The organism is Cupriavidus sp. 01L45, assembly GCF_056399885.1.
Genome location: NZ_JBFTSG010000004.1, coordinates 81404 through 102924 on the forward strand (window position 1 = coordinate 81404; position 21521 = coordinate 102924).

Sequence of the window (21521 nt, forward strand, 5' to 3'; positions counted from 1 at the left end):
TAACTCGCTATTCGAAGAGGGATTGCACCTTTGGGTCGAGTGTATTGGCGGCACCGGTATTCGAGCCTGCCGCGCGCCCGCCGCCGTTGAGGCGGTCGTACATGGCGCCGAGGTTGGATTCCTGCTCGCGCATGGCATCCTGCGACATCCCCGGCAGGATGGTGGCCTTCATGAAATCGGCGATGAACTCCGCCTTGCTCTTGCCGCGCGCGGTGCGCATCTTGTTGAAGGCCTCCGTTGGATCCTTGGCGATCCCGGTCTCCACCATGTATTTCATGATGGAGACCTCTGCCGGCTGCTTGGACAACTTCTCCACCGCGCTCTCCGGCGCGCGGTACATCTCGGTTGGCTGCCCGGTGCGCGGATTGACGCCAACGAGGCTTTCCCCGCTCTTGAGGATCTTGAGGTCTGCCTTCTGTCCGCGCGACAGGTACCGACCCATGGTCGCCTGATCCATGCCGAAGATGCGCTTGTCGCCGGACAGGAAGGTGATCTCCTCCTGCCCATTCGGCCCCTTACCCATGCGCACGGCGGTGGCCTTGGGGCCCGGCATGTCACCCAGCGCGCCGGAGTCGACGATGGCGTTATAGAAACTCACTGCCGCCTCCGGAGATTGCGAGGTATGCAGGATGTCGGCCAGCTTGGTCAGGGCCTTGTCGTTGACTTCCTGCGTGCCGATAGCATTGGAGACGCGATCCTGGCGCAGCTTCTCGCCGAAGTCCTTGAATTCCTGGTCCGATGCCTGGCCCTGCATGCCCACCGTCTGGCGCGCGGTCTGCCGCTGGCGCGGCTGCAGTTCGGTTTGCAGATCGGCCTGCCCTTGCTGCAGACCAAGCTGCGAGCCGGCGAGCTTTGCGCGCTGCGGCACCAGGCCAAGTTCGGCGGTGTTCTGTGAGGTGCGCAACTGATTCCCGGACGCGCGGGCAGCAGCAGCATCCTGCAGCCCTGGCTGCTCTGCATCCATCTCAGCGGTCCTGTAGTCGCGCTGGCGGTTCTCATAATCAATCTGCTTGCCCATCTGGTAGCCAACGGCGGCTAGTCCAAGTCCTGACATGTTGCCTCCTTACAGGCCGAAATCTTGCTCGGCGAGCATGTTGGTTTGCTGGGAGCCGGCATTGGTGCCGTAGCGTGTGGCCGTGGCCTGATTGCCGACGCTTGGCGTATTGAAGCCATTCCACACCGACTGCAGCCCGCCCACGACGCCCCGAGCAGTGGCATTGATCGCCCCCGCCTCGTTAGCCGCGGTGGCGTAGTCGTTCTTCGCCTGAGCCAGACTGTTGTTTGCCACGGAGGCCAGGCCCACGCTCGCCTGCGCCGGCAGGCCCTTGCCGAGACTCAGCATGTCAGACTTGCGCGCCCACGCCTTATCCTCCACCTGCTTGCGCGCCGTGTTCTGCGCAACGGCATCGGCCGCCGCCTGGGAGCGATCCAGTCCGGCAACGCTCGATGTGTACGCCGCCGACGTCGGATCTAGACCGGGCGTGCGCGTCAGGCGATCGCGCGCATTACCGTAAGCCTGGGCCACGGCGCCAGAGGCCTCACCGGCGGCCCGCTCGTATTGGGCCGGCGTGTCATAGCTCTGCGCCGCGCTGACCATGGAATCCTCCAGCGGGGCGTAGACTGTTTTGTACCGGTCCCACTGATCCTTGGAAATCTGCGCCTGCAAGTTCGTGGCGCTAGCCGACGCTGCGTTGGCATCACCTGCGCCGTTATCACCGGCGGCCAACGACCCTACCAGGCCAATGCCTGCTGAAACCACGCCCCATGGCATCTCACTCTCCTTGAATCAAGACGAGGTCGACCTTGTCCGGGTCGGTTTCGTCCGTCGCGTGAACACAGAACCAGGTCACGTCTTCCAGTGCCGTAATGGCGTGATTCACCCCAGCCTTGATCTCGATGCAGGCGGGCGCGCGGTAGATTCGGCTGCCTTCGTCCGTCTCCACTGTGGCCACGCCGCCCGCCAGAATGCTCAGGTGGTTGTATGCGTGCTTGTGCGACACAGCCATATGCCCCTTGGGCAGGTGCATCTGCTTCGCGTAGACCCCATCCGAGAAGTGGTGCACGGTGCGCAGGTCGGTCTGATCCTGCTTCGCGAGTTCGCGCATGCGGTCGGCGATCATCCGTCGCGCCTCGTGCAAATGATCAGGGTGATGCGATCGTCGTCGCCGTCGTTGATCACCTCGTGCTCGCGGGTATTGTCGAAGTACCAGACCTCGCCGGCCTGCATGCTGACCGTCTCGTCCTCAACCCGGTTGGAGCACTGCGGGTTGGACTGCAGCACGACGTACAGCTTGGTGTTGTAGTGCTCGACGTGCCAGCCGTGGTCCGTGTGCGGCTCGATCCGGCCGCCGGGCGGGATCTTGGTAATCAGCACGCCGCCGAGTTGCACTGCCTCAACCTGCGCCATCAGGCCGAAGATGATCGGGCGTAGTTGCGGCAGCGCGTCGTAGGCGGGATACCAGATCGGGTAATGCGGGTCGTTGAAGTGCGTCAGGTCACCATCCGGGAATTTGCGGATGTCGTTGTAGCGGACCCAGATGTCCGACATCGCCGTATGTGGCGACTCGGGCGCGGTCTTGCGCGGTGTGAACTGGTCCCACAACTCCGGGTGCTGCTTGAGCGCCAGCAGGAGCGGCACGACATCGACACCGGAGAGGATCTTCTGAAAATGCTTCATGGGCGGACGTATCGGGAGAATGCTTGATCCTATGCCGCCCCATCCAATTCGAGGCTCAGCCCGCCGGCGGAATCGGGTACCTGGCCTTTACCGCCTGGATTCGCTCCAGCATGTCGCGCGCTGGCGCTGGCACGGCAGCAGGATCCATCGCGGCGAAGGCCTTCCAGATGGCGTCGAGCTGGTCGCCCACCGATGGATACTCTGCCGCGCGCCTCGCGCCGCCGTCCTCTGAAAAGTGAAGGGCCATGATTACGCCTGCGTCAGGGAGAACTCAGTATCGAGATACGGGAAGGCCTGGACCCAGACCCGGTACGTTCCCGGGAAATCGAACGACAGCGCCTGGGTGGCCTCGCCGGAATAGAAGACCCGGCGGGAAAGCGTCGACTGGACAACGATCAGCGCCGGCACCGGTAGGTTCTGTAGTTCATTGCCCACCAGAGCCGCCGGGCCGGCCGGCCGCGATACCAACGCGCCATCGACGACATACTGCGCGCGCGGATCAGGCAAGACATCGCTCAGGATGAATGCTTCGCCCGGGAGCACATTGCGCTCCGCCTCAACCTCTGGGGCAGAAGCGATGCGAAGGATTTCGCCGCTGTCGGCGCGGTAGATGATGATCATCGTTTGCATCCAATACAGGTGATAGTTGCGGATGAAACCGCGCTAGACGGAACGCTGACGGAAACCGAATAGGTGCCACCGCCGCTGTATGGGTCATGCCACGAGACTGGTAGCTGCACCTGTCCGTCGATGCCGGGCGTGGTGGTGAATGGCCACGTCTGCAACAAAGTACCGTCGCGGTACAGGCTGTATGTGTGCCCTGGCGTGAAATTCCCGTTGGCCGAAATGACAGCGGAGACGGCCACCGCGCTTGCGCCGCCAGGGACATATACCGATACGAGCGTGCCGCTGGAGGTAACGTTGCCACCGTTCGCCGCGCGCGGGATGGTGACCGTCTCGCCCCTCAGCTTGAGCGTGTCGATCTCCGCGTCGCCGATCTTGGCGTAGGTGATCGCGGCATTCTCGATCTGCGCATTACCAATCGCCGCGTTCTGGATATGGGCGCGCCGGATCGCCGCGAAATCAATCTGGGCCTCGCCGATACTGGCCACGGCGATCGCGGCAGCATCGATATAGACCCCGGCAGGCACGGTGTAGCCATTGACCACCGTGGGTGTGGTGACCACGATGAAGGGTATCCGCGTGGGCACGCCGGGCCCGGAGGGTGAACTGATGGCGAACCGGTCAGCGCGGACGATGAACTCGGAAAACGGCGTCGAGTTGTTCGCCGTGCTGGCTAGCCCGAAGCCGGACACATAGCCGTTGATGTCGACCTTAACCGTGTACTGGCCGAACAAGGCACCATCGGCGTTGGCACGGGTCTCTGCCTCAATCGCGAGCGCCGCGGTATTCTCGCCAACCGAGGACTGCAGGGTCGTGACTGTGTTGGCGAGCGCCGAAACATCGTTGGCGCGCGTGGTGCGCTCGTCGTCAATCTGTGCGATTACCCCAGTCCCTGGGGCGTCGATCAGGTTGACGCGCTCCCCCAGTCGCTTGAACAAGGGGGATTCCATTACCTGTGCCTGCAGGTCGTTAATCACCCGAGCGATATCGGACGGGCGGATCACCGGAAAGGCGAAGCCCTGCGACTGCTGCCCGCCGGCCACGCCGATGCCGCCGCCCGAGCCGGCACGCCCCAGGTTACCCAGTTCGCCGCGGGTAACGAAGGCGTTGTCCGAGTCGCCAGTCTGCCCGTTGCGCACATTCAGGATGTCGGCGATCGCGCGCAGCACCGCGTAGACGTTGCGGTCTGTGATGCTGTCCATCGCCACATCTGGGATGGATGGGACTTTGCCCATGCTCAGACCTCCTTGAGCGCCAGCGCTGTGGTACCCAAGCGCAGGTCTTTGAAGTAGGCGCCACTGCCGGAGATGCGGATCTTGTAGCGCTGCGCCAGGTAGCCATCAATAAGGCGGAAGCCATCGGACCGCGTCAGCGCCTTGGTGTGGCGCAATACCCAGACGTCGTTCTTCTCGTCGTAGGCGTACAGATCAATCGTCCAGTTGCCGCTGCATAGCGCCTTGGCATAGCCGAAGTTCACCGGCGCCGGGATAACCATCTCGCGCGACTGCCATGTAGTGGCCAGCGCCGCGCCCGCATTGAATAGATACAGGTTCGTGCCTAACCCGTAATACACCCCATCCGCGAACTCGCTGGCAAAGGAGCACGCCGCCTGGAAGGCCGGCAGGTCCGTCATGGTCCCGGCCGCCTCATCCAGTCGGATCATGAAGGCCGGGAAGGAACCGTCTTCCGCGTAGACCGTCAGCCGGCCATCCCACACAGAGAAGCGCATGACGCCCAGGTGCCCGCCGTAACGCGCGCGCCAGACGTCCCGGGTGAAGAACTGTTGCGACAGGGTGAGCGAGGCCTGCCCACCCTGCACCACCACGATACCGTCGCGGCTGGCGTAGGCCAGGAACCCGTCGACCAGCGCAATCGAGTGCTTCGAGACGCCAGCCTGCCCCACGTTCATGCCCGTCTCTGTCATCCCGGCCGGGGTAATGCCGGAGACCAGGACTGGCTCGGTCGTGGTCGTCAGCAGTAGGCCGGAGCCATATGGCACGCCGCCCACGATGTTGTGCTGGAATATCTTGACGTAAGCCGGCGGCCAGGCCCAAGGCTTGTATGGCTCGGAGAAGTGGAGTTCATTCCCTTTCCAGGCCGCGAGAATCCCATTCTTCAGGCTCATCAAGCCGACCAGGGCGGGGTTCGGCGGGTAATACTCATCCGAAGCCAGCATCTCGTTCAGGCCGGCGGCCGTCGTCGTGTCGTGGTAAACGAATGTGGTGCCGGGCTGGTTCAGCACTAGGGCGGAGCCAGCATAGAAATACTCGATCACGTCGCTGCCATACTGAGTCCGGTACAGGCGGATTTCCTTGATCGGCGCATAGTCAGCAACCAGGGCGTCGCGGGCCACGGTGACATCGACCGCCAGCCCATTGATGAGGGTAAGCGTCCCGGCCGGGCTGGGCGGGCCCTCTTCTCCGTAGGTGTTGACGTAGGTGTAGACGTAGGCGCGCGTCTCGGTGGCGGCTGCCGCGGACTTCGAGTCCAGAACGAGGGTATAGCTCTCCGCGCCATCGTTGCGCGTGAGCGACGCGGTCCAGTCCCCCGTCGCCGAGAAGCTCGAGTTGTTCGAGTAGATGTCGAATGCCGCCGCCCCGGTCGCGGTGTTGGTGCCGATCAGGCGGATTACCGGGAAGGCCTGTTCTGGCGTCAGGTTGCCGGGCGCTGAGGCATTGTCATTCAGGTAGGAGAATCGGGTTAGTGAGTAAAGCGCCGTGACCTCATGAATACGCCCGCCATCATCCTTGATCCGGTAGATGTTGGTCATCAGGCTGTTGTCCGCCACCTTTTTCAGGGTGGTGGCATCGGTCGCGATGACGCGCGTGCCGGCCGGAAAATTGTCCCAGACCTCGTAGGCCGGGACATCCACGCCGCCAACCCACATGCTGTAGGCGGTGGCAATGAAGGATTCATCGACCGGGCCGAACGCGGCGCCCGTGTTCTTCGTCGGCGGGGTGAAGGTCCACTTCCTCTTGTCCTGCACCACCGTCAAGCCGAAGTCCTGCTCCTGATACTTGACGCCACCATACTCATAGTGGAATTTCGCGGCGATACTGAGTTCGGCCAGGCTGGTCGGCGTGCCAGACACAGAGAAGGTCGGCGCGGCGGTTGGCTTCGGCACGCCCACGCGGTAGCTCGATCCCGGCGGCCCGCCATTCGCTCGAGTGCCAAGGCTGTCCGTGACACGAAAGTCCGTCGGCGTGGTGTAGTAGACGCGCCGGTACTGATCATTCGACATCGGCGCGCGCACGGCGTCGACATCCACATCCCAGGTGTAGAAGGTCGTTCCATCCTCGGTGTAGAGGCTCTTCACCGCATTGCTGACCGACGTCACCAGCGCCCCGCCCTTCATGCCGCGCAGTTCGCCATAGCCGAAGTCACAGTTCTCCGCGACCGTGGCGGCTGTCTGCGGCAGGAGCGCATCGGGCACTCGCGGGAAGATGCCGGAAAACTGGGCGATAGAAAGCGTCGTCATTGGGTCAGTGGTAAGACGTGGTGCGCATCGGCGCGCGCGACAGGCTCTGCTGGCTTTCTACCTTGGCGCTAGCCATGGCTGCCTCGAAGCGGCCGCGGTAGAGCGAGTAAAGCTCGGGGCTGGTCCAGGGCTTCTTCGGCATGGCCATCAATTCCGCCTTGGCGCCGGCGGACAGCGCGCGGAAGTAGCGCGACCAGATCCAGGTCGGGAAACTCGTGGATGCGCGCGTGGGCTGCAGCGCTACCGTCACCACTAGACCGCCGGGGATCTTGCGATCCGGTACTGGCGCCAGGGTCAACTGGGCGGGGTCGTCGGTCAGGTACCACTTCGGCGTGTCGCGCCTAGTCGCCCAATCGGGGCACAGTGCCACCAGGTCGCCCTGCCCCTTCGGGTCGAGCGGCTTGCCCTCCACGGAGACAATCAGCGCCTGCGCCACCTCGGCGCCCGGCGGCGGGTCGAGTTCGTAGCCATTGAGCCCGGCCAGCACCGGCGCCGGATCCATGGTGTAGCGCCAGCACCAGGATCCCTGGCAAAACTCGATGATCGCGTTGCGGATCTCGTTGACGGCCAGCTCAGGCGAGGCGCCCGGAACCTCCGGTAGCACCTCGTCGAACACGTCGGTGTATTTGGTCATGTGGCAGATACCAGGGTCTGGAACAGCTTGTAGGCCTTGACCTCGCGGTTGGTGTTGACGTGCTCGTCGTCCTTCATCTCGGCGCGGTAGACGAGGTAGTGCTGCATGGCCACGGCATGCTGGGCCGATAGGGGGAAGGCGTCGGAAAGTGCCAGATCTGGCACCGGCTGACCGAACTTCCCAAAGCGCAGGTCAGGCCGGAGCGCGTAGACTTCGGCCACGCCGTCGTTCACGTAGCCCAGCAGCGTGACGTCGGAGTAACGGACCTTATCCGCGTCATTCAGCGGCACGCGCCCCTTGTCGATGACCTGCTGAACGGTCGCCATGGCTTACGCTACCTCGCCAGCCTTCATGGGYTCGGGGCCCTTCTGGGCCTCCTCAATCGTGTCGATCATTTGCTTCTTCGACAGCGCTGGGGCGAGCTTGAGATTCAGCGTCGTACCGAAGACGGTCAATTCGGCCTTACTCATTGCCTCGATCGGCTTGCGCAGGCTATCTGCCGTCACCTCTGTCGATGCGCCGCCCCCCGGGTCTACCACGGTCACGGTCACCGGGCCGGTAAGCAACTCGGCGTCGTCCGGATTCTCCAGCGCCCACTGGTCGGGATACTTGAGCAGAGTCTTCGCCTGGTTCTCGGTCACTTCCTGCACGTCGCCCGGGCCGTCCCACGCCTTGCCGGAGCCGGCCACGTTGTCGCGGGTCCAGGGCTTCTTGCCCACATAGATAATCGGGATCATGGATTCTCCTGAATGAAAAACAGGGCAGTCGCCCGCCCTGTTTTCCGGTCTCAGCGCATCGGTCGGGAGCCGATTAGACGCCGCGGTGCTCGAAGTTGATAACAGCGTCGATCTGGCCGGTGGCCACGCCGCCGCCTACGGTGGCGATCAGGTAGGCGTCGCGGTCCAGCACGAACGGCGCATTGTTCGACGTGGTCGAAGCCGCGGCATTCGTTGCCTGGGCGTTGATCAGGCTGGTGGCGCCCACGCCGTTACCCAGTGCCGTGCCGTCCGCCGACTCGAAGCCGAGCGACAGCGTGGTGCTGGCGCCGAGCGCGGCATTGATCAGGCGGCCGGTGTAGACCTTGGTGCCGGCGTACAGCCTGAGCAGGCGGACCTTGTCGGCGATCGCCGCGGCGGCCAGGGTGTGTTTGCCGTGCGCGTGCGCGGCGGGAGCGGGACCGCTGTATTGCGTGTCCTGCAGGGTCTTGGCAAGGATGGTAGCCATGAACTTCTCCTGTATTCGATGACGTGGCAGGAGGGGCAGCCCGGAGGCCGCCCCATCCCATTACGAGCCCAGCAGCGAGCGACCAGCAGCCTGAGCGGGGTCCGGCGCGTAGGAGTCGACCACCGCGACGCCGTAGTCGGTGTCTTGGCCGTCGATCTTGAAGCGCGTCTTGGCGCAACCGCCCATGCCGGCCGCCACGATCTCGATTTGGTTGCCGTGGTCTTCTTCCTTTTCCGACCAGTCGTAGAAGTAATCCGACTTGCCATTCTTGCCGTAGCACTTGGCCAGAGCCTGGGCGCCCAGGATGATCGCGCGGTCCACGTCAACGGCGGTTTGCACCGTCGATTCCGTGTAGGTGTAGCCGTCCGAACCGCCGGTGTCCTTGATCACATTGGCGCCGGTGGCAAAGCGCACCGCATAGCGATTCATGCGCTTGATCAGCACGCCGTTCCACATGATCGTTTCGTAGGCATCGAACAGCGGATGCTTTACGCCGGCAGCCTTGCGCTCGAAGGCGTTTTGCATCGCCGTGCGCCATTGGGTCTGGGTGGTGCGCGACTGCATGTACAGCCATTGGCGCTCGGTCACGAAGGCAACCCACAGCGGATCATTCCAGGCGCGGTCATCGCCTTGGACCTTCACGGCTTGCAGGGGGATCGGCGCTTCGCGCAGCTGCGACACGATGCGGTCGATGTCCTGCAGGGTCAGCGCATCATTAGTGCCGATGTCGTCCGGGCCCGTCGCATCGCCGGCGGCGAAGTAGCGGTTCTTGGTCGGCGCCTTGACCGGGTTCACCATGATCTCGGCGAAGTCCGTATCGGCTTGGTCAGGCACCACCCAGTCGGCGGTCTGCTGCGTGCCGCGCGCGCCGGCCAGGTGCACCAGGGTCTGCTGGTCTTCCAGGCGGGTCATCCACGACTGCAGGCCGGTCGTGGCGATGCTGCGCAGGTTGTGCACCGTGCGCTTCTGAGCCATGCGGCCACCAGCATCAGCACCACCGCGATACTGGTTGATGGAGACTTCCATGGTCGAGTTGGTCAGCGCCATCATGCGGCCGGCGATGCGCTTGTCGCCCATGGTGGGCTTGCCCTGCAGGATGTTGAACAGGTCGACCGTGACGGTGTCGCCGGCGCCCTTGGTCAGATCACCCGCCTTGACGACGGGATAACCCTCGCTGGTCTGGCCCTTGCCTGCGGATGCGAAGCTGCCTTCCTTCGGCATCTCGCCGGAGATGAGTTTCATGAAGCCCGGCGCGGTCTGCACGCGGGAGAAGAGCCCGACCGAATAGACTTTCCGGGCGAGGGGGCTACCAAACGGGATATTGGTGGACATGGCTTAGGCCTCTTTAGATGCTGTTGAAATAGGCTTCTTGCTGTTCCGCCGTCATCTTCCCGAGCTTGGCCGCCAACTGGAGGGGCGTCATGCTCTCCAGTGCGTCCTGCTCGCTCGATACAGGCGGTTCGCCTGCCGGGAAGTCGGACATGGACGTGGGCACTGCCTTGACGGCCGTCTTGTTGGCCAGTGCCTCCGCCTCTTTGCGCAACTCTGCCGGCGTCTTCTGTGGGGTGGGATCAGGCTTCGCGCCAGGGATCTCGATTGCACCGTGCTCGCCTTCGACGAGTTCGACCACGCGGGCAAAGCGTTCAGCCAGGGTCTTGCCGGCCCATTTGGGCTGGGTCCGCAGGACGGCATCAAACTGCTGAGCCGCTGCGTACAGTTCCTTGTTGGTGGCGCGGATGTGCGCAAGCTTGGGAGTAACATCTATCGCGTCGTTCACCATGGTTTCGCGGGCGATGCGCTGCTCTTCCTGTTGCTTGGCCAGGTCCTCTTCCACCGGCTGTAGCTTGTCCGTCAAGGCTTTGATGGTCGCTTGCTGCGCCATGTACACCTTGTATTGGGTCGGGAAGTCTTCCTTGAAGGCTTCCAACTCTTCGGGCGTCATTTCAACGGCTTCGGCTGCTGCCTCGGTGGTGCGGGCGCCCTCACCAGATTTCGCCCCTTGATTCCCTGCGGCCAGCTGCGCCTTGAGTGCTTCGACCTGTTCCGCGGCTTCCTTGGCTACCTGCTCAGCCCGGGCCGCGCGATCGCGCTCGCTCTTCAGCACCGAAAACGGGATGACATTCTTGCCGTCGCGGGCAAGCACGCCTTCCACGTTGCTCTCGTTCTCCTGCGTCGTATCGACCTTCGCAGCCTCGGCGGCTTTCGCGGCTGCGGCTGCCTCTTCGGCTGCCTTTGCTGCGGCGGCTGCTTCCTGCGCTGCCTTGGCTTCTGCCTCTTTCTCGGGATTCGCCGTGTCGCCGGATGGCGCCAGTTCCCCCAATTCAGCGGCGTTGAAAGCCTTCAGCATTGCCTCAGGGTCTGCGTTCAGATCGATGTCCATTCCACTCCACTCCACGTATCGCGTTGGCTGCGAGGTTCAATCCCTTACACGGTCCGCCTATCCGGGCGGCACGGGAACCGTGTTTGGGGGTTGTGTGGATGCTAGGGGGTGGGGAGCAATTCGAGTTGTGGTTATTGGCGTAAAAAAGCCACCCGAGGGTGGCTTGTCGTGAGCGCTGACAATCAGCTAACTAGCCCGCGAATCCTATCGGCCCATATCAGGTAGGCAGGGCCAAGCAGATGCACCCCATCGGCCGTAGACTCTTCCGGCAGAAAGCCATCCGGTGCGAGAGATGCGTTCAGGTCAATGAACTGGCACGCACCAGTCCCGCAGAGCGCCTTGAGCCGCTGATTCAGTTCTGCAATCTCGGTGTTGTGTCGCTCGAATCGCGCGACGGCCTTTCCAACATACAGCGTGGATTGCACGTAGACCTTCGCGCCGGCTGATCTAGCTTTCCGAACGATCCCCTCATATTGGGGGAATACATCCTCGTCACCCAATCCCGCATTCACAATGTCATTCACGCCGGCCATGAGGAACACCTTTTCTGGCGCCGGGAGCAAAGCGGATTCCATCCGCGCATCGATCAATGCTGTCGTATCCCCGCCAATCCCACGGTTGGCCGTATCGGATGCGGGGAAGAACTCGGCCCATTCAGCGCGCTCGGTGTGGCTGTCACCAAGGAAGACCACTTTGTGATGCTCGACTGAAAGCGAGAAAAGAGACTCGCGAGCGATGTGCTGCGCGCTTGGCTCTGCCTTCCGGCCCGTCACCGATTCCTTGAATTTCTTCACCAGTTGGTAAGCGCTACCAGCTGTTGCTGCTGAATTCATGCCGAAAACCGCCGACCCCGCCGCGACTAATGCCAGGACAGCGGCGATTGTGGCAGCCTTCAAATACCCCCTTACCTTGACCTGCACGGCCCTCTCCGAAATGGCAATCACGAGATGATACAGCTACCGCTGGAGCCATTCAGTTCTTTGACCGGTAGGAGCCGGCCTTGACTTCGAGCTAGTTCTTGGACGCGAAGCGCCAGCGCGTCTTCACCTGCCATTTTGTCGTTGGCGTCACGGCTTGGTTGCCGGAGATGGAGCCGATAAATCCAATGTAAGCCTTGTTGTAGGCATACTGCGCTCTCTGCATGAAGAACACACTCTGGATGGACGGATCGCTCGTGCCAAGCGATTCCATCTCGCACTCAATGCCATACGTCCCGAACATCTTAACCTTAGTGATCGGAGGCGTGAGCATCTGGTAGTCCGACCCAATGGCTGCGGCCTGACTGGATATGTCTATTGGGATCGTCCTGGCGTTGTCTATGAACTTGCCGCTGATCTGCGAGCTAGTATTATCCTCGGATGACCCAGTGTAGACCGAGTAGCGGTGCGGCGCGAGCATGGCCATGTACCCTGCTTGGAGCGTGTAGGATGCAACGTGCTCAATGCGTTGATCTGCATACATGTCCCGCTGATTGAACCGCAGCCAAAGATGGCGATTGGCAAGTGGTGTGCCCAGTGCAGTGCCATATCGGTACAGAACTGACGACTGGAAGAACGAAACTTCAGCGCCATGGAAGTAGGCCAGCGTAGTACTTGCCAGATCCACGCTACGACCGTCAATTAGCAGCGTGGGGGTCTGCGTGACCGCCTCATTTCCATGCGCCCTACCCCCCATGAAATCGCCCATACCCTGCTCTTGGAGCGCACAGAGAATCTCGCTAACCGGGGTCAGCAACTCCTTACCTCCGCTGAACGACTCATAGCCGGTCCGCTGCACCTCAAATACGCCATAGATCGTCCAGACATCAGCCAGTGAGGCTGAGACGTAATGGAACAGGTCATACCGGATGTAGGTCAGCGAGGTGAGGTCATTCCCGCTGGCACGCATGAAGATCGAAATGACATTATTGGCAATGTCGCGCTTCACAACGATGTCATCTCGGTACACTGTTGTCGCAGCGGGTGGCGCGACACGCAACATCGGGTTCAAGTCAACGCGACCTACCCCAGGCGACCAGGCAATCGGGAACTGGTGCGCTGACCCGTAGTAGCCTGCGCCGCTCGGGTCTTCAATTCCGTAGGTGCCCAAGACCACCGCGCTGGCAGGAATGGCCGCGCCGCCCGCATAAGTGGCGGCTTGCACGAGGTCCAAGTAAGCGACCTGAAGTGGGGCGGTGAAGGTTACCGAGCCAGCCGCCAGCTTGAAGTAGCCGAAGTTGTTGCTCCGCCCGTCAACGATGCGAAGTTCCGGCCATGTTACCGTGCGCGCAGCCTCGTCGACCGTCACAAAGGCAGTTGGGTCTGCTGTTAGCGGAACCTGCCCCACTCGCGCGGCCGTGCGCGGCATTGCGCTCTCTGGAGTAGCCAGCGTTCGATTCACGCAATCGGGTGATAGGGTCATCGTCAGGCCGCTGTTCGTCGCGCCGGCAGTGAATTCCGACCAGCGCACCACGATGTAGCCAATGGCTCCAGTCACCACGGACGGCAGGAGAACACGATGCTCGGCAGTCGGGTCGGACGGCTCGGTCAGCGCCCCCAGGAACTGGAGGACAGATGCATTGTCGCTGGCGCGCTTGATCACTATGTGCCAACTGCCGGCGAGATTCCGCCGCACTCTCTCGATATAGTATGAGTCTGTCGGGGGGAGTCCATAAAGCTTCACATCAATCACGCCGCGCAGCAGGTTTCCGTACAGCGTCGCATCAGCAGCGGCATTAGTAGCGCTGATGGACTTCAGAAACGGGCTGCCGATCTTTTGGGCGAAATCGGCAGAGGGGTAGCTTCCAATGAGGGTTGATGAGCCGCTATTGACCCGACGATACTCGTAGGCAGCCACTGCTCCGCTACCCTGCACTTTGAAGGCGACGCCATCTGCGACAGCAGCGCGGCCCGCCACTTCGGTAGCGTAGACACCGGCCTGGATCAGGGACGCATCGCGCGCGGACTCAGCAGCCGTCTTTGCGGTCTGCGCTGCGGCTGCGCTTGCCGTCGCTGCCGCAGCCTGGGTCGTGGCCGTGCCCGCCTGCGCGGTGGCAGTTGCAGCCGAAGCGACGGCCTCCCCTGCCTTGGTGGTGGCGACCACTGCCTGTGCTGTCGCCGTGCCGGCCTGCGCCGTGGCAGTCCCAGCTTGCGCTGCCGCCGTCGCCGCGCCCGTTGCAGCGTCGACCGCCTTCTGTGATGCGGTGTCGCGTGCCGCTTCGGCTATCTGGCGAGCGGTCACTGCCTGAGTGGCGCTGGCCACAGCATCGCTCTTGGCTTGCGCCGCCTGAGCGGCACTCGAAGAGGCCACGGACTTGGCGGACTCCGCACCGCCCTGTGCTGCAGCCGCTGCGACTGCGGCCGCCGCTGCCGCGTCCGCCACTTCTTGCGCGGTGCGCTCCAGGTACTTTAGGTTGGCTTCCTGCTCTGGCACCGTAACGGTCCGCAGCACAGTTTCGCGGAGGATGAGGTGATCAGTTTCCATCTGGTTTCCGTGAGGGTGTCGTTACAGGCTGCCGTAGGCGGTAAGTACCCAGGCCGCGCCGTCGTAGGTAGCGTGAGCGAACTGGCCTGGCGTGAGATTCTTGAGCGCGCCGACGGCGAGATTGAAAGCGCCGGTAGCTGCTGCCGTGCGGGTGATGCGCACCGTATCGCCAGCCACGGGATCTGTAGCGTTCAGCGTGATCGTGCGAGTCGCAGAGATCGGCGCGTCGTAGATGACGATCGTATTGACCACGCGGCCCGTCGTGACGGCTGCGTCGCCGGGCTTGGTGATCGTGGGGGCGGTCGAACTGGCGTAGCTTTGAGCAAGGTCGCGCGCGGCCTCTGCGGCAGTCTTGGCCGTGGCTGCGCCCGTCGCACTGCCGGCCGCTGCTGTTGCACTATTCGCGGCATTCGTTGCGCTTGTGCCCGCTGCTGTCGCGCTATTTCCTGCATTCGCTGCACTGGTGCTGGCCGCCGTAGCGCTCCCAGCCGCTGCCGTGGCGCTGGCAGAGGCATTGCCTGCCTGCGTGCCGGCGGTCGCTGCCGATCCTGCTGCTGCCGTTGCGCTCGTGGCGGCATTCCCGGCTTGGGTGGTGGCCGTGCCCGCGCTGGTCAACGCAGACGTGGCGGAGCCTGCCGCAGCAGTCGCCGAGGCGCCGGCATTGGTCTCGCTGGTCGCGGCGGAGGTTGCAGAGGCAGAAGCCGCACCAGCTGACGTCGACGCCGCGCCAGCGCTGGCCGAAGCCTCACCCGCCTTGGTCGTCGCCGTGGCCGCGCTGCCGGCGGCTGCGGTAGCGCTCGCGGACGATGCGGTTGCCTGGGTAGTGGCATTGACCAGCGAAGCGGCTGCATCGTTGGCGCTCTGCTGAGCAGACTGAGACGATGCAAGCGCTGCCGCAGCCTCTGTTCCTGCGCTAGTGGCGCTGGCAGCCGCGGCCGTGGCACTGCCGGCGGCGGCAGTCTGTGCGGCCTGGGCGGCGATCTTCGCGGCATTGGCGCTGTTCACCAGGTCGGTAGCCAGGCCTTCCGCTTGCTCGAAGAAGTCCTGAAAGTCCGACTTGCCAGGGATCTCGGGGAGTTGCGCGATATCGGACAGGTTGGCCGTCAGCGCGTCCGGCACCATGGCGATGGTGCTGTAGCCTTTCGCGTCGGTCGGCTGAACCTTGATTTTGTAGTTGGAGGACTGGGAGCCAAGCGAGTTTGGCCACAGGGCCAGCGTGCATTCCCCGAATGCATCGGTGACTGCCTCGACGATCTGCGGCACCACAAAGCCGTTGTGGATCTCGTAGCGGTCAAGCTGAGCGGTGATCGATGCCCCGGCTACGGCCTGGGCGTTCTGATCGTACAGCTTTACGCTGACTGCGCAGGTTGGAATGCTCATTGCTGCTCACTCGTTGCGAACTGGGTGTATTCGGCTGGCTTCATGCCGATCTGGGCGGTTTCGGCTTCCAGTTTGTCGGCCTGGGCGTTCTTGAACCGGATGCCGGCGGCTGTGTCGGCTGCCTCAAGGGTGGCGAGGCGCTTCTGCATGGTCTGCATCTCCTGCTCTTGCTGTGCCTTGGCCTTTGCGGCTTCTTCCTGCGCGGCTTCGTCCAGCAAGCCGAGGCGCTGGCGTAGCTCGTCGACGATCTGGGCCTTGTTCGGCATGTCCATCTGCTCGACTAGGAATGGAACCAGGACGGCTTGCAGTTCCTTCGGCAGGCCCTGCGTCAGTTGCGTGAGCATTTGGCCCTGCTGCAGGCGGAAGGTTGGCGATGACGGGATATCGTCGAGCACCACCTTGGCGCGCACGCGGGAGGTGTCGTTGATGACGGTCGGCTGGCCGGTCTGCTCGTCGACGGCTTGCTGGTTCAGCACGATGACGCGCTTGCGCTTGCCGTCGCCAACCTGCACCGCGACTTGGCGGCCCTCCATGTCCTCCAGCATCATGCTGAACAGCATTTCGCCGACCATGCGGCGGGCGAAGCGGTAGTTGTCGTTCGTCTCGCCGAGGGTGTTTAAGCCCTGCTCGACCAGTGAGTTGATGGCCAGGCCGGAGTTCGCGCCGGACTGCTGGCCCATCATGGTCTTGTGGATGCCGCTGCTCTCGGCGATCTCCTGCTTCGCCTCTTGCATGGCCTGGAACTGCTGGGCCGCGAGTTCGCCGCCATAGCTCACCTCGAAGCGGCTCGTCGGCGCACGCCCCCTCTTCAGGATCGTGTATGCGTCCGGCCGAGCAACCTCGCGGCGAGTCTGCTCATGGTCGTCGACAGCATCCGCGTCTGCGACCACCCGGCGCGAGTTCAGCAGCCACAGATTCTTGCTCTTCCGCGCATTGATCTCGTCCTGCGGGCTGAGCATGGCGCGGATCAGGCCGTAGGGAGATAGGGTCAGGTCTTCCCGGAAGCCGAAAAAGGGCGCATACGGGAACATCCCGTGCTTGTACGGGCTCGGCACGTCATAGAGGAAGTGGGGTCCGCAGTACCAGGCAAGGCGGATCTTCTCGAAGACGCGCTTCTCTACCTTGACCACGCCGGCCAGGATGGCGGTGGAGTGCTTCGGGTTGTTGAAGTCGGCCTCGATCGCGCGGCCGCTCGGCAGGCGGATGACGTAGCCGGACACCCACTTGCGGTACCAGATCTCATAGAGGCAGACGCGCCGGCGCACCGTATCGCGCCAGTCCTGATCCTCCAGGCTGGTATCGCGCTCGGTCATGCAGGAATTGACCAGGCCGGTGTCCTGCGAGTGGATCGGATCGAAGCCCGCCCAGCCGCTGATGCACTGGCGCAGCAGTTCCGCATACTCGGGCATCTTGGCGATCGCGGCATCGACATCCATCCAGCGCCGGCGGATCAGCCATTTGGCGTCGGAGAGGTCAGATTCCTGCGAGCGCCAGTCCCACGAGATCTCGCGGCGGTGGACGTACTTGGCGCGGTATGGGAACTTGAATGGGTCGCTCTCGCGACTGACTTCCACCCAGCCGACGCCCGTTTTGCACTGCGCAGCATAGGCGTCCGAGCAGGCGCGATCGGCGCGCGTCTCAGTCTCCGCGTGCTTGAGCTTGAGGCTCAAGGCCTCGGCCATCTCCGGGTTCGTGATGCCGTCGTCCTCGCTGCGGACCAGCCAGTCCGTGCGGGTCTTCGCCTCCATACCCAAGACGGTATCAATCGTCGGCTTGATCAGGTTCGTGATCAGGGGCGGCTGTCCGCGATCCTTCAGGATCTCCATCGTGGCGGCGTCAAGCTGGTTACCGTCGTAGTAGTCGGCGCACTTGTCCGCCTCGCGGCGCCAATTGGGCTGGTGCTTGAGTTCAAACAGGAAGTTCTCGACCTGCTTGCGGCTCAGCGCCTCGTCCTTTAGCTCATCCGGCTGCTTGTTGCTGCGCTCGATGTCGCCGTCGACGCGGCCGGCACCCTTCCCGCTGACGGTCTCATCAGGGGAAAAGGTATCGCTGGATAGCTGGGTGTCGCCAGTCGGCATTCGGGAATCTCCATGGCGCCGCTCAACCAGCGCGCCAATCGTATTCTCGGCGTGCGTTATCAATTCGAGTCGGTACCGGCGGCACAGAGGCGAAGCGCAGCATGACCATGGCGTAGCGCGTGGCTGACATCAAGTCGTCGTCCAACTTGACGACCTTCCCGTCCTTGCGGTGGTACGTCCGGAATTCCTCGTACCAGTCGTTCAGGTGCTTAGCGACCTTGAATTTCCCGTTGCGCATGCGCTGCAACATGTCCATCAGGCCGCGCTCGACACTGACCCGGCTGGCTTCCGTCTCACCTTCCGTACCCGTTTCTTCGTACTGCGCGCGCTCCCAGAGCATCTGGATCTTCTGCTGGCGGTACAGTTCGGCCAGCTGGACGCCGGAGCCTTTGTCATGCTGTAGGCCGTCATGCGGCCAGGCGAACGGCATCCAGTCGCCCTGGCGCTTGAGGGCAGGTGCGTGGACTTCCGGTGTGCCTTCCTTCTGGCGGTGGCAGTCGTACACATAGATCGTGTCCGTGTCGCGGTCCCATGCCATCCAGACGGCCGCGGTCGGGTGGTCCCAACCGAAGTCGATGCCGCCGATGCGTGGCCAGTGGTCTGGCAGGATGATCTGCTCGGCGTCGTACTGCACTTCCTCGTCGGCTAGCGGGAAGATCCGGCCGGAGCCCAGCGTCGGGATGCCCTTCGTCCGCGCGTCACGCTCATGCGCCGGATACTTGGCGATGATGTTGGCTCGCTCTTCCGGCGTGTAGTGCTCAACATCCTCGATCGTCATCCGAATGGTGGTGCAGCCATCGAATGCTGGCCTCGGATAGAAGCGGCGGACCGTCTCGGACATGCCCATCAGGGGCGTGAAGGTCAGGAAAACGATGCCCTTCGTCACGTTCGTCCGGGTGATGCCCTCGAAATACAGGCTGTATGGCGGCTCTTCATCGAACCACACCAGATGCACGGTGTCGGCCTGCCATTTCGTTCGGCCCTGGTCGTAGCTGTTCAGCTTCAGGACGGACGTGCCACCACTCTTGTGCTTGACTGAAATTGAGTCGATGGCGTTGGGCACGCCCGGCTTCTTCGTGATCCTGATGATCCTGTCACCCGGGATCGCGCCGGTTCCCCATTGATCCTGCGCTTCTGGCGGCCCGACCAGCAGGCGCTGCACGCCTTTCGTGGTCAGTTCCGCCGACTCCGAGCCAGCCATTGCCCGGATCGGCTCATCGAAGCGGCGGCCAGTCCACCAATCCGGATACTCCCCGGTCAGGTGCATGGCCGTCTCATAGGCGCCGGACCAGGTCTTGCCGAGCTGGTTGCCGGCCATGAACAGCCGTTCGGAGAAGCTGGCGCCGGCGGCGTGAAACTCCTTCTGCTTCCCGTAGGGGCGGTACGAGTACAGCTTTCGCCGGTCCGCCCGTCGCTTCTTTTCCTCCAGAAGCGCCAGCAGCTCGATGCGCTCAGCCCTTGGCAGCGTAGCCAAGAATTCGGGCGTCAAGGTCATCGTCGCTAAGGTCGGTGATTACGGTGAGCTCCGTCTTGTCGACGAACATCTTCAGGTGGCGAGCGATGTTTTCCAGCGCCTTGCCCTGGTCTTGCATCTTCACTTCGATGCCATCCTTGGTGATCTTGACGCCGGCGTATAGGGCGCGTGCACCAGGCTTTAGTTTCCGGGTGTCGTGGATGTGAGGCGCGCCGTGGCCTTCGCCGTGGCATTCCGGACAACCTTCGTGCGGGTCAGCCTTGGGATTGAAGCCAAAGCCGCCCTCAACCGTGGGGAGCGCAGGCGGCGGGCCATCCTTGTCTGCGTCGGCCACGATGCAGGCCAGCACGCGCTGATACTCGGCTTCATCGACCCATTGGTACTGGTGGCCGACGCCGTGGCAATGCCTGCAGCAGACGCGGCGGTACTCGATCAGGTCGTTGACGTCGGCGAATGCGATCTGGTGCCAGCGCTTGAGCACCTGGTCGGCGGTGATCTGCGTTCGTTCGGCGCGCGCGTCCATTGCAGCCTGAATAGCGGCCACGATGACGGGTTTCGTCAAGTTCTCCGCCGCGATGGCTTTGGCCGAGCGTGTGCTGTATCCCGCACGGATGGCAGCTTGCGTGCCGTTCAGGTCAATGATGTACTCGTCGACAAAGCGCTGCGCCTTCTCAGTCAGGACTTCCGGCGCGCTGGCGGGCTTGCTGGTCGCCTTCCTGACCTTGGGTACCTTCTTGCCGGCGGGGCGCTTTCGAGTGTCAGGTGCCCTCTTCGTTGCGGGCTTACGGGCGGCAGGCTTCTTGGGTGCCGGCTTGGCGGCTTCCTTGGGTTCCACAGCGCGCCTCTTATCGGAGGGCGAACCGGTATTGCTCACGGTGGCTTCCTTTCTGGTGGGGTTCGGGCTCAGCCGGTGCGGGGCTGCTGGGTGGCGACTGACTGCGGCGCATAGGACTTGCGGACCGTGTCCAGCACGACCGTGCCTGAGGCGGCTATCACGGCCAGCATGCCGGCGATCACCCAGCCGCGAACCAGGCGCATGGTCGGCATCTCGGTTTCAATGACGCGGATTCGACCGTCCAGAGCCTCGTCCGCCCTGCGGTTCCGCTCGTCCCCCTCCTTCATGGCCTTGAATGCGCGCTCCAGCGCCTCTCTCGTCTCCAGGTGGCGCTGCTCCATGGCGATGATGGTGGCGTTCTGCTCCACCAGTTTCGTGACAGCGCGCTCCAGCTGCGACAGGCGGTACTCGATCAGCAGATCGGATTCGGGGGTAGTGGCCGGCGGGCTCATCGGGAAATCTCCAGGGCAATGGCCTCGCGGGCGTTCACAGCGTCAAGCAGGCGGTCGAATCTGGCGGCGCAGGTCTTACCGTATTCCTTTGCCTCTCCTAAGCGCGCGGCTAGGTCGTACTGGTCGGCAGTTGTGAGCGGATTGAAAATAGAGCTGCCGCACGGCTCTTTGAGAGCGGCCGGCACGGGCGGGAACTTAACGGTTAAGGTCGTCCCGCAGGCTGTCAGAAAGACGGCACTGAGTAGGAGCAGGATTCGCACGGGCGGCCTCGTCGAGTTTGGTTTTGAATGCGGTCGCCTCGCTCTTCGCGGCGGCTAGTTGGGTCTGGAGTTGCTTAACCTGGGCGTTGTCGGTGACGGCCACGGCCTTGTCGACCGCCTTCTCTACCGGCTTGGCGGCCGCCTGCTGGGCGGACTGGCGCATGGCCATGTACAGCGCGCCGCCGGCCGTGCCAACAAGGAAGGCAGCGAGGATCAAGAGCGCCGCGCGCCAGATCGTGACGGAAATGATCGCTCGCCACATTTGCATTACTCGCGGTTGGCCAGACCGACGCCACAGGTGATGCCGACGGAGGTCAGCGGCACGACGTCCTGTGGCTCAGCGGTCTGCCACGACACGTAGCCGTTCACGCTGATCGCCACATCCTTGGTTGGGTCGTCGGCCAGCAGGCCCAGGGCCGCGTCCACGTTGGCCAGCACGGCAGCCTTGTCACGGGCATGCACCGGCTGGTGGGCGACCACATCGGCGTCGAACTTGGCCTCGACAGCGGCGCGGGCTTCGGCCTTGGTGGCGGCTTTTACTGCTAATGAGTAGCTCATTTGAA

Annotated in this window: 23 protein-coding genes; all 23 read right to left on the reverse strand. The window is 63.2% G+C overall.

What is annotated here, in order from left to right:
* Nucleotides 1-7 precede the first annotated feature (7 nt).
* Nucleotides 8-1054: a hypothetical protein gene (locus AC1DT6_RS03930; RefSeq protein ID WP_477114439.1), complete on the reverse strand. Its 1047-nt coding sequence runs from the start codon at nucleotides 1052-1054 to the stop codon at nucleotides 8-10.
* A 9-nt stretch (nucleotides 1055-1063) separates the two neighbouring features.
* Nucleotides 1064-1771 carry a hypothetical protein gene (locus tag AC1DT6_RS03935; protein WP_477114440.1) on the reverse strand — a complete coding sequence of 236 codons (708 nt, stop codon included), beginning with the start codon at nucleotides 1769-1771 and terminating at the stop codon, nucleotides 1064-1066.
* 1 nt (nucleotide 1772) lies between these two features.
* A complete protein-coding gene (locus tag AC1DT6_RS03940) occupies nucleotides 1773-2120 on the reverse strand; it encodes a hypothetical protein (protein ID WP_477114441.1) in 348 nt (115 codons plus the stop codon).
* Nucleotides 2117-2677: an aspartyl/asparaginyl beta-hydroxylase domain-containing protein gene (locus AC1DT6_RS03945; RefSeq protein WP_477114442.1), complete on the reverse strand. Its 561-nt coding sequence runs from the start codon at nucleotides 2675-2677 to the stop codon at nucleotides 2117-2119. Before AC1DT6_RS03945 ends, AC1DT6_RS03940 begins: the two co-directional genes overlap by 4 nt.
* A 55-nt stretch (nucleotides 2678-2732) precedes the next feature.
* Nucleotides 2733-2924 carry a hypothetical protein gene (locus tag AC1DT6_RS03950; RefSeq protein ID WP_477114443.1) on the reverse strand — a complete coding sequence of 64 codons (192 nt, stop codon included), beginning with the start codon at nucleotides 2922-2924 and terminating at the stop codon, nucleotides 2733-2735.
* 2 nt (nucleotides 2925-2926) lie between these two features.
* Nucleotides 2927-3298 (reverse strand): hypothetical protein, encoded by a 372-nt coding sequence (locus AC1DT6_RS03955; RefSeq protein WP_477114444.1) that lies wholly within the window; start codon nucleotides 3296-3298, stop codon nucleotides 2927-2929.
* Entirely contained in the window at nucleotides 3295-4503 is a 1209-nt protein-coding gene (locus tag AC1DT6_RS03960; protein WP_477114524.1) for a phage tail tip fiber protein, read from the reverse strand. Before AC1DT6_RS03960 ends, AC1DT6_RS03955 begins: the two co-directional genes overlap by 4 nt.
* A gap of 35 nt (nucleotides 4504-4538) precedes the next feature.
* A complete protein-coding gene (locus AC1DT6_RS03965; RefSeq protein WP_477114445.1) occupies nucleotides 4539-6779 on the reverse strand; it encodes a hypothetical protein in 2241 nt (746 codons plus the stop codon).
* 4 nt (nucleotides 6780-6783) lie between these two features.
* A complete protein-coding gene (locus AC1DT6_RS03970; RefSeq protein WP_477114446.1) occupies nucleotides 6784-7413 on the reverse strand; it encodes a phage adaptor protein in 630 nt (209 codons plus the stop codon).
* A complete protein-coding gene (locus AC1DT6_RS03975) occupies nucleotides 7410-7739 on the reverse strand; it encodes a hypothetical protein (RefSeq protein ID WP_477114447.1) in 330 nt (109 codons plus the stop codon). The genes AC1DT6_RS03970 and AC1DT6_RS03975 overlap by 4 nt, the downstream gene beginning before the upstream one ends.
* A 3-nt stretch (nucleotides 7740-7742) precedes the next feature.
* The gene (locus tag AC1DT6_RS03980; RefSeq protein ID WP_477114448.1) at nucleotides 7743-8150 is read right to left on the reverse strand and encodes a hypothetical protein; all 408 of its coding nucleotides are present in this window, start codon (nucleotides 8148-8150) and stop codon (nucleotides 7743-7745) included.
* Nucleotides 8151-8223: 73 nt separating this feature from the next.
* Complete coding sequence (locus AC1DT6_RS03985; RefSeq protein WP_477114449.1) at nucleotides 8224-8637, reverse strand: hypothetical protein; 414 nt, start codon at nucleotides 8635-8637, stop codon at nucleotides 8224-8226.
* Between the two features lie 60 nt (nucleotides 8638-8697).
* Complete coding sequence (locus AC1DT6_RS03990) at nucleotides 8698-9969, reverse strand: N4-gp56 family major capsid protein (protein WP_477114450.1); 1272 nt, start codon at nucleotides 9967-9969, stop codon at nucleotides 8698-8700.
* Between the two features lie 13 nt (nucleotides 9970-9982).
* Nucleotides 9983-11017, reverse strand: a complete 1035-nt coding sequence (locus AC1DT6_RS03995) for a hypothetical protein (protein WP_477114451.1) — start codon at nucleotides 11015-11017, stop codon at nucleotides 9983-9985.
* 182 nt (nucleotides 11018-11199) lie between these two features.
* Nucleotides 11200-11937, reverse strand: a complete 738-nt coding sequence (locus tag AC1DT6_RS04000) for a GDSL-type esterase/lipase family protein (RefSeq protein ID WP_477114452.1) — start codon at nucleotides 11935-11937, stop codon at nucleotides 11200-11202.
* A gap of 91 nt (nucleotides 11938-12028) precedes the next feature.
* Complete coding sequence (locus AC1DT6_RS04005; protein WP_477114453.1) at nucleotides 12029-14479, reverse strand: hypothetical protein; 2451 nt, start codon at nucleotides 14477-14479, stop codon at nucleotides 12029-12031.
* 21 nt (nucleotides 14480-14500) lie between these two features.
* On the reverse strand, nucleotides 14501-15859 hold the full coding sequence (locus AC1DT6_RS04010; RefSeq protein WP_477114454.1) for a hypothetical protein: 1359 nt from the start codon (nucleotides 15857-15859) through the stop codon (nucleotides 14501-14503).
* Nucleotides 15856-17937 carry a portal protein gene (locus tag AC1DT6_RS04015; protein ID WP_477114455.1) on the reverse strand — a complete coding sequence of 694 codons (2082 nt, stop codon included), beginning with the start codon at nucleotides 17935-17937 and terminating at the stop codon, nucleotides 15856-15858. Before AC1DT6_RS04015 ends, AC1DT6_RS04010 begins: the two co-directional genes overlap by 4 nt.
* Nucleotides 17938-17959: 22 nt before the next feature.
* Nucleotides 17960-19432, reverse strand: a complete 1473-nt coding sequence (locus AC1DT6_RS04020; RefSeq protein ID WP_477114456.1) for a terminase large subunit domain-containing protein — start codon at nucleotides 19430-19432, stop codon at nucleotides 17960-17962.
* Nucleotides 19389-20285, reverse strand: a complete 897-nt coding sequence (locus AC1DT6_RS04025; protein WP_477114457.1) for a terminase small subunit — start codon at nucleotides 20283-20285, stop codon at nucleotides 19389-19391. The genes AC1DT6_RS04020 and AC1DT6_RS04025 overlap by 44 nt, the downstream gene beginning before the upstream one ends.
* Nucleotides 20286-20314: 29 nt before the next feature.
* Nucleotides 20315-20698 (reverse strand): hypothetical protein, encoded by a 384-nt coding sequence (locus AC1DT6_RS04030; protein ID WP_477114458.1) that lies wholly within the window; start codon nucleotides 20696-20698, stop codon nucleotides 20315-20317.
* Between the two features lie 195 nt (nucleotides 20699-20893).
* Nucleotides 20894-21220, reverse strand: coding sequence for a hypothetical protein (locus tag AC1DT6_RS04035; RefSeq protein WP_477114459.1), 327 nt, complete (start codon nucleotides 21218-21220; stop codon nucleotides 20894-20896).
* Nucleotides 21221-21225: 5 nt separating this feature from the next.
* Entirely contained in the window at nucleotides 21226-21516 is a 291-nt protein-coding gene (locus tag AC1DT6_RS04040; protein WP_477114460.1) for a hypothetical protein, read from the reverse strand.
* Nucleotides 21517-21521 lie beyond the last annotated feature (5 nt).

What these genes read in the sequence shown, in the direction of transcription:
- AC1DT6_RS03930 (WP_477114439.1), bottom strand. Translation starts at nt 1,054, where the DNA reads ATGTCAGGACTTGGACTAGCCGCCGTTGGCTACCAGATGGGCAAGCAG.
- AC1DT6_RS03935 (WP_477114440.1), bottom strand. Translation starts at nt 1,771, where the DNA reads ATGCCATGGGGCGTGGTTTCAGCAGGCATTGGCCTGGTAGGGTCGTTG.
- AC1DT6_RS03940 (WP_477114441.1), bottom strand. Translation starts at nt 2,120, where the DNA reads ATGATCGCCGACCGCATGCGCGAACTCGCGAAGCAGGATCAGACCGAC.
- AC1DT6_RS03945 (WP_477114442.1), bottom strand. Translation starts at nt 2,677, where the DNA reads ATGAAGCATTTTCAGAAGATCCTCTCCGGTGTCGATGTCGTGCCGCTC.
- AC1DT6_RS03950 (WP_477114443.1), bottom strand. Translation starts at nt 2,924, where the DNA reads ATGGCCCTTCACTTTTCAGAGGACGGCGGCGCGAGGCGCGCGGCAGAG.
- AC1DT6_RS03955 (WP_477114444.1), bottom strand. Translation starts at nt 3,298, where the DNA reads ATGATCATCATCTACCGCGCCGACAGCGGCGAAATCCTTCGCATCGCT.
- AC1DT6_RS03960 (WP_477114524.1), bottom strand. Translation starts at nt 4,503, where the DNA reads ATGGACAGCATCACAGACCGCAACGTCTACGCGGTGCTGCGCGCGATC.
- AC1DT6_RS03965 (WP_477114445.1), bottom strand. Translation starts at nt 6,779, where the DNA reads ATGACGACGCTTTCTATCGCCCAGTTTTCCGGCATCTTCCCGCGAGTG.
- AC1DT6_RS03970 (WP_477114446.1), bottom strand. Translation starts at nt 7,413, where the DNA reads ATGACCAAATACACCGACGTGTTCGACGAGGTGCTACCGGAGGTTCCG.
- AC1DT6_RS03975 (WP_477114447.1), bottom strand. Translation starts at nt 7,739, where the DNA reads ATGGCGACCGTTCAGCAGGTCATCGACAAGGGGCGCGTGCCGCTGAAT.
- AC1DT6_RS03985 (WP_477114449.1), bottom strand. Translation starts at nt 8,637, where the DNA reads ATGGCTACCATCCTTGCCAAGACCCTGCAGGACACGCAATACAGCGGT.
- AC1DT6_RS03990 (WP_477114450.1), bottom strand. Translation starts at nt 9,969, where the DNA reads ATGTCCACCAATATCCCGTTTGGTAGCCCCCTCGCCCGGAAAGTCTAT.
- AC1DT6_RS03995 (WP_477114451.1), bottom strand. Translation starts at nt 11,017, where the DNA reads ATGGACATCGATCTGAACGCAGACCCTGAGGCAATGCTGAAGGCTTTC.
- AC1DT6_RS04005 (WP_477114453.1), bottom strand. Translation starts at nt 14,479, where the DNA reads ATGGAAACTGATCACCTCATCCTCCGCGAAACTGTGCTGCGGACCGTT.
- AC1DT6_RS04010 (WP_477114454.1), bottom strand. Translation starts at nt 15,859, where the DNA reads ATGAGCATTCCAACCTGCGCAGTCAGCGTAAAGCTGTACGATCAGAAC.
- AC1DT6_RS04015 (WP_477114455.1), bottom strand. Translation starts at nt 17,937, where the DNA reads ATGCCGACTGGCGACACCCAGCTATCCAGCGATACCTTTTCCCCTGAT.
- AC1DT6_RS04020 (WP_477114456.1), bottom strand. Translation starts at nt 19,432, where the DNA reads ATGACCTTGACGCCCGAATTCTTGGCTACGCTGCCAAGGGCTGAGCGC.
- AC1DT6_RS04030 (WP_477114458.1), bottom strand. Translation starts at nt 20,698, where the DNA reads ATGAGCCCGCCGGCCACTACCCCCGAATCCGATCTGCTGATCGAGTAC.
- AC1DT6_RS04035 (WP_477114459.1), bottom strand. Translation starts at nt 21,220, where the DNA reads ATGTGGCGAGCGATCATTTCCGTCACGATCTGGCGCGCGGCGCTCTTG.
- AC1DT6_RS04040 (WP_477114460.1), bottom strand. Translation starts at nt 21,516, where the DNA reads ATGAGCTACTCATTAGCAGTAAAAGCCGCCACCAAGGCCGAAGCCCGC.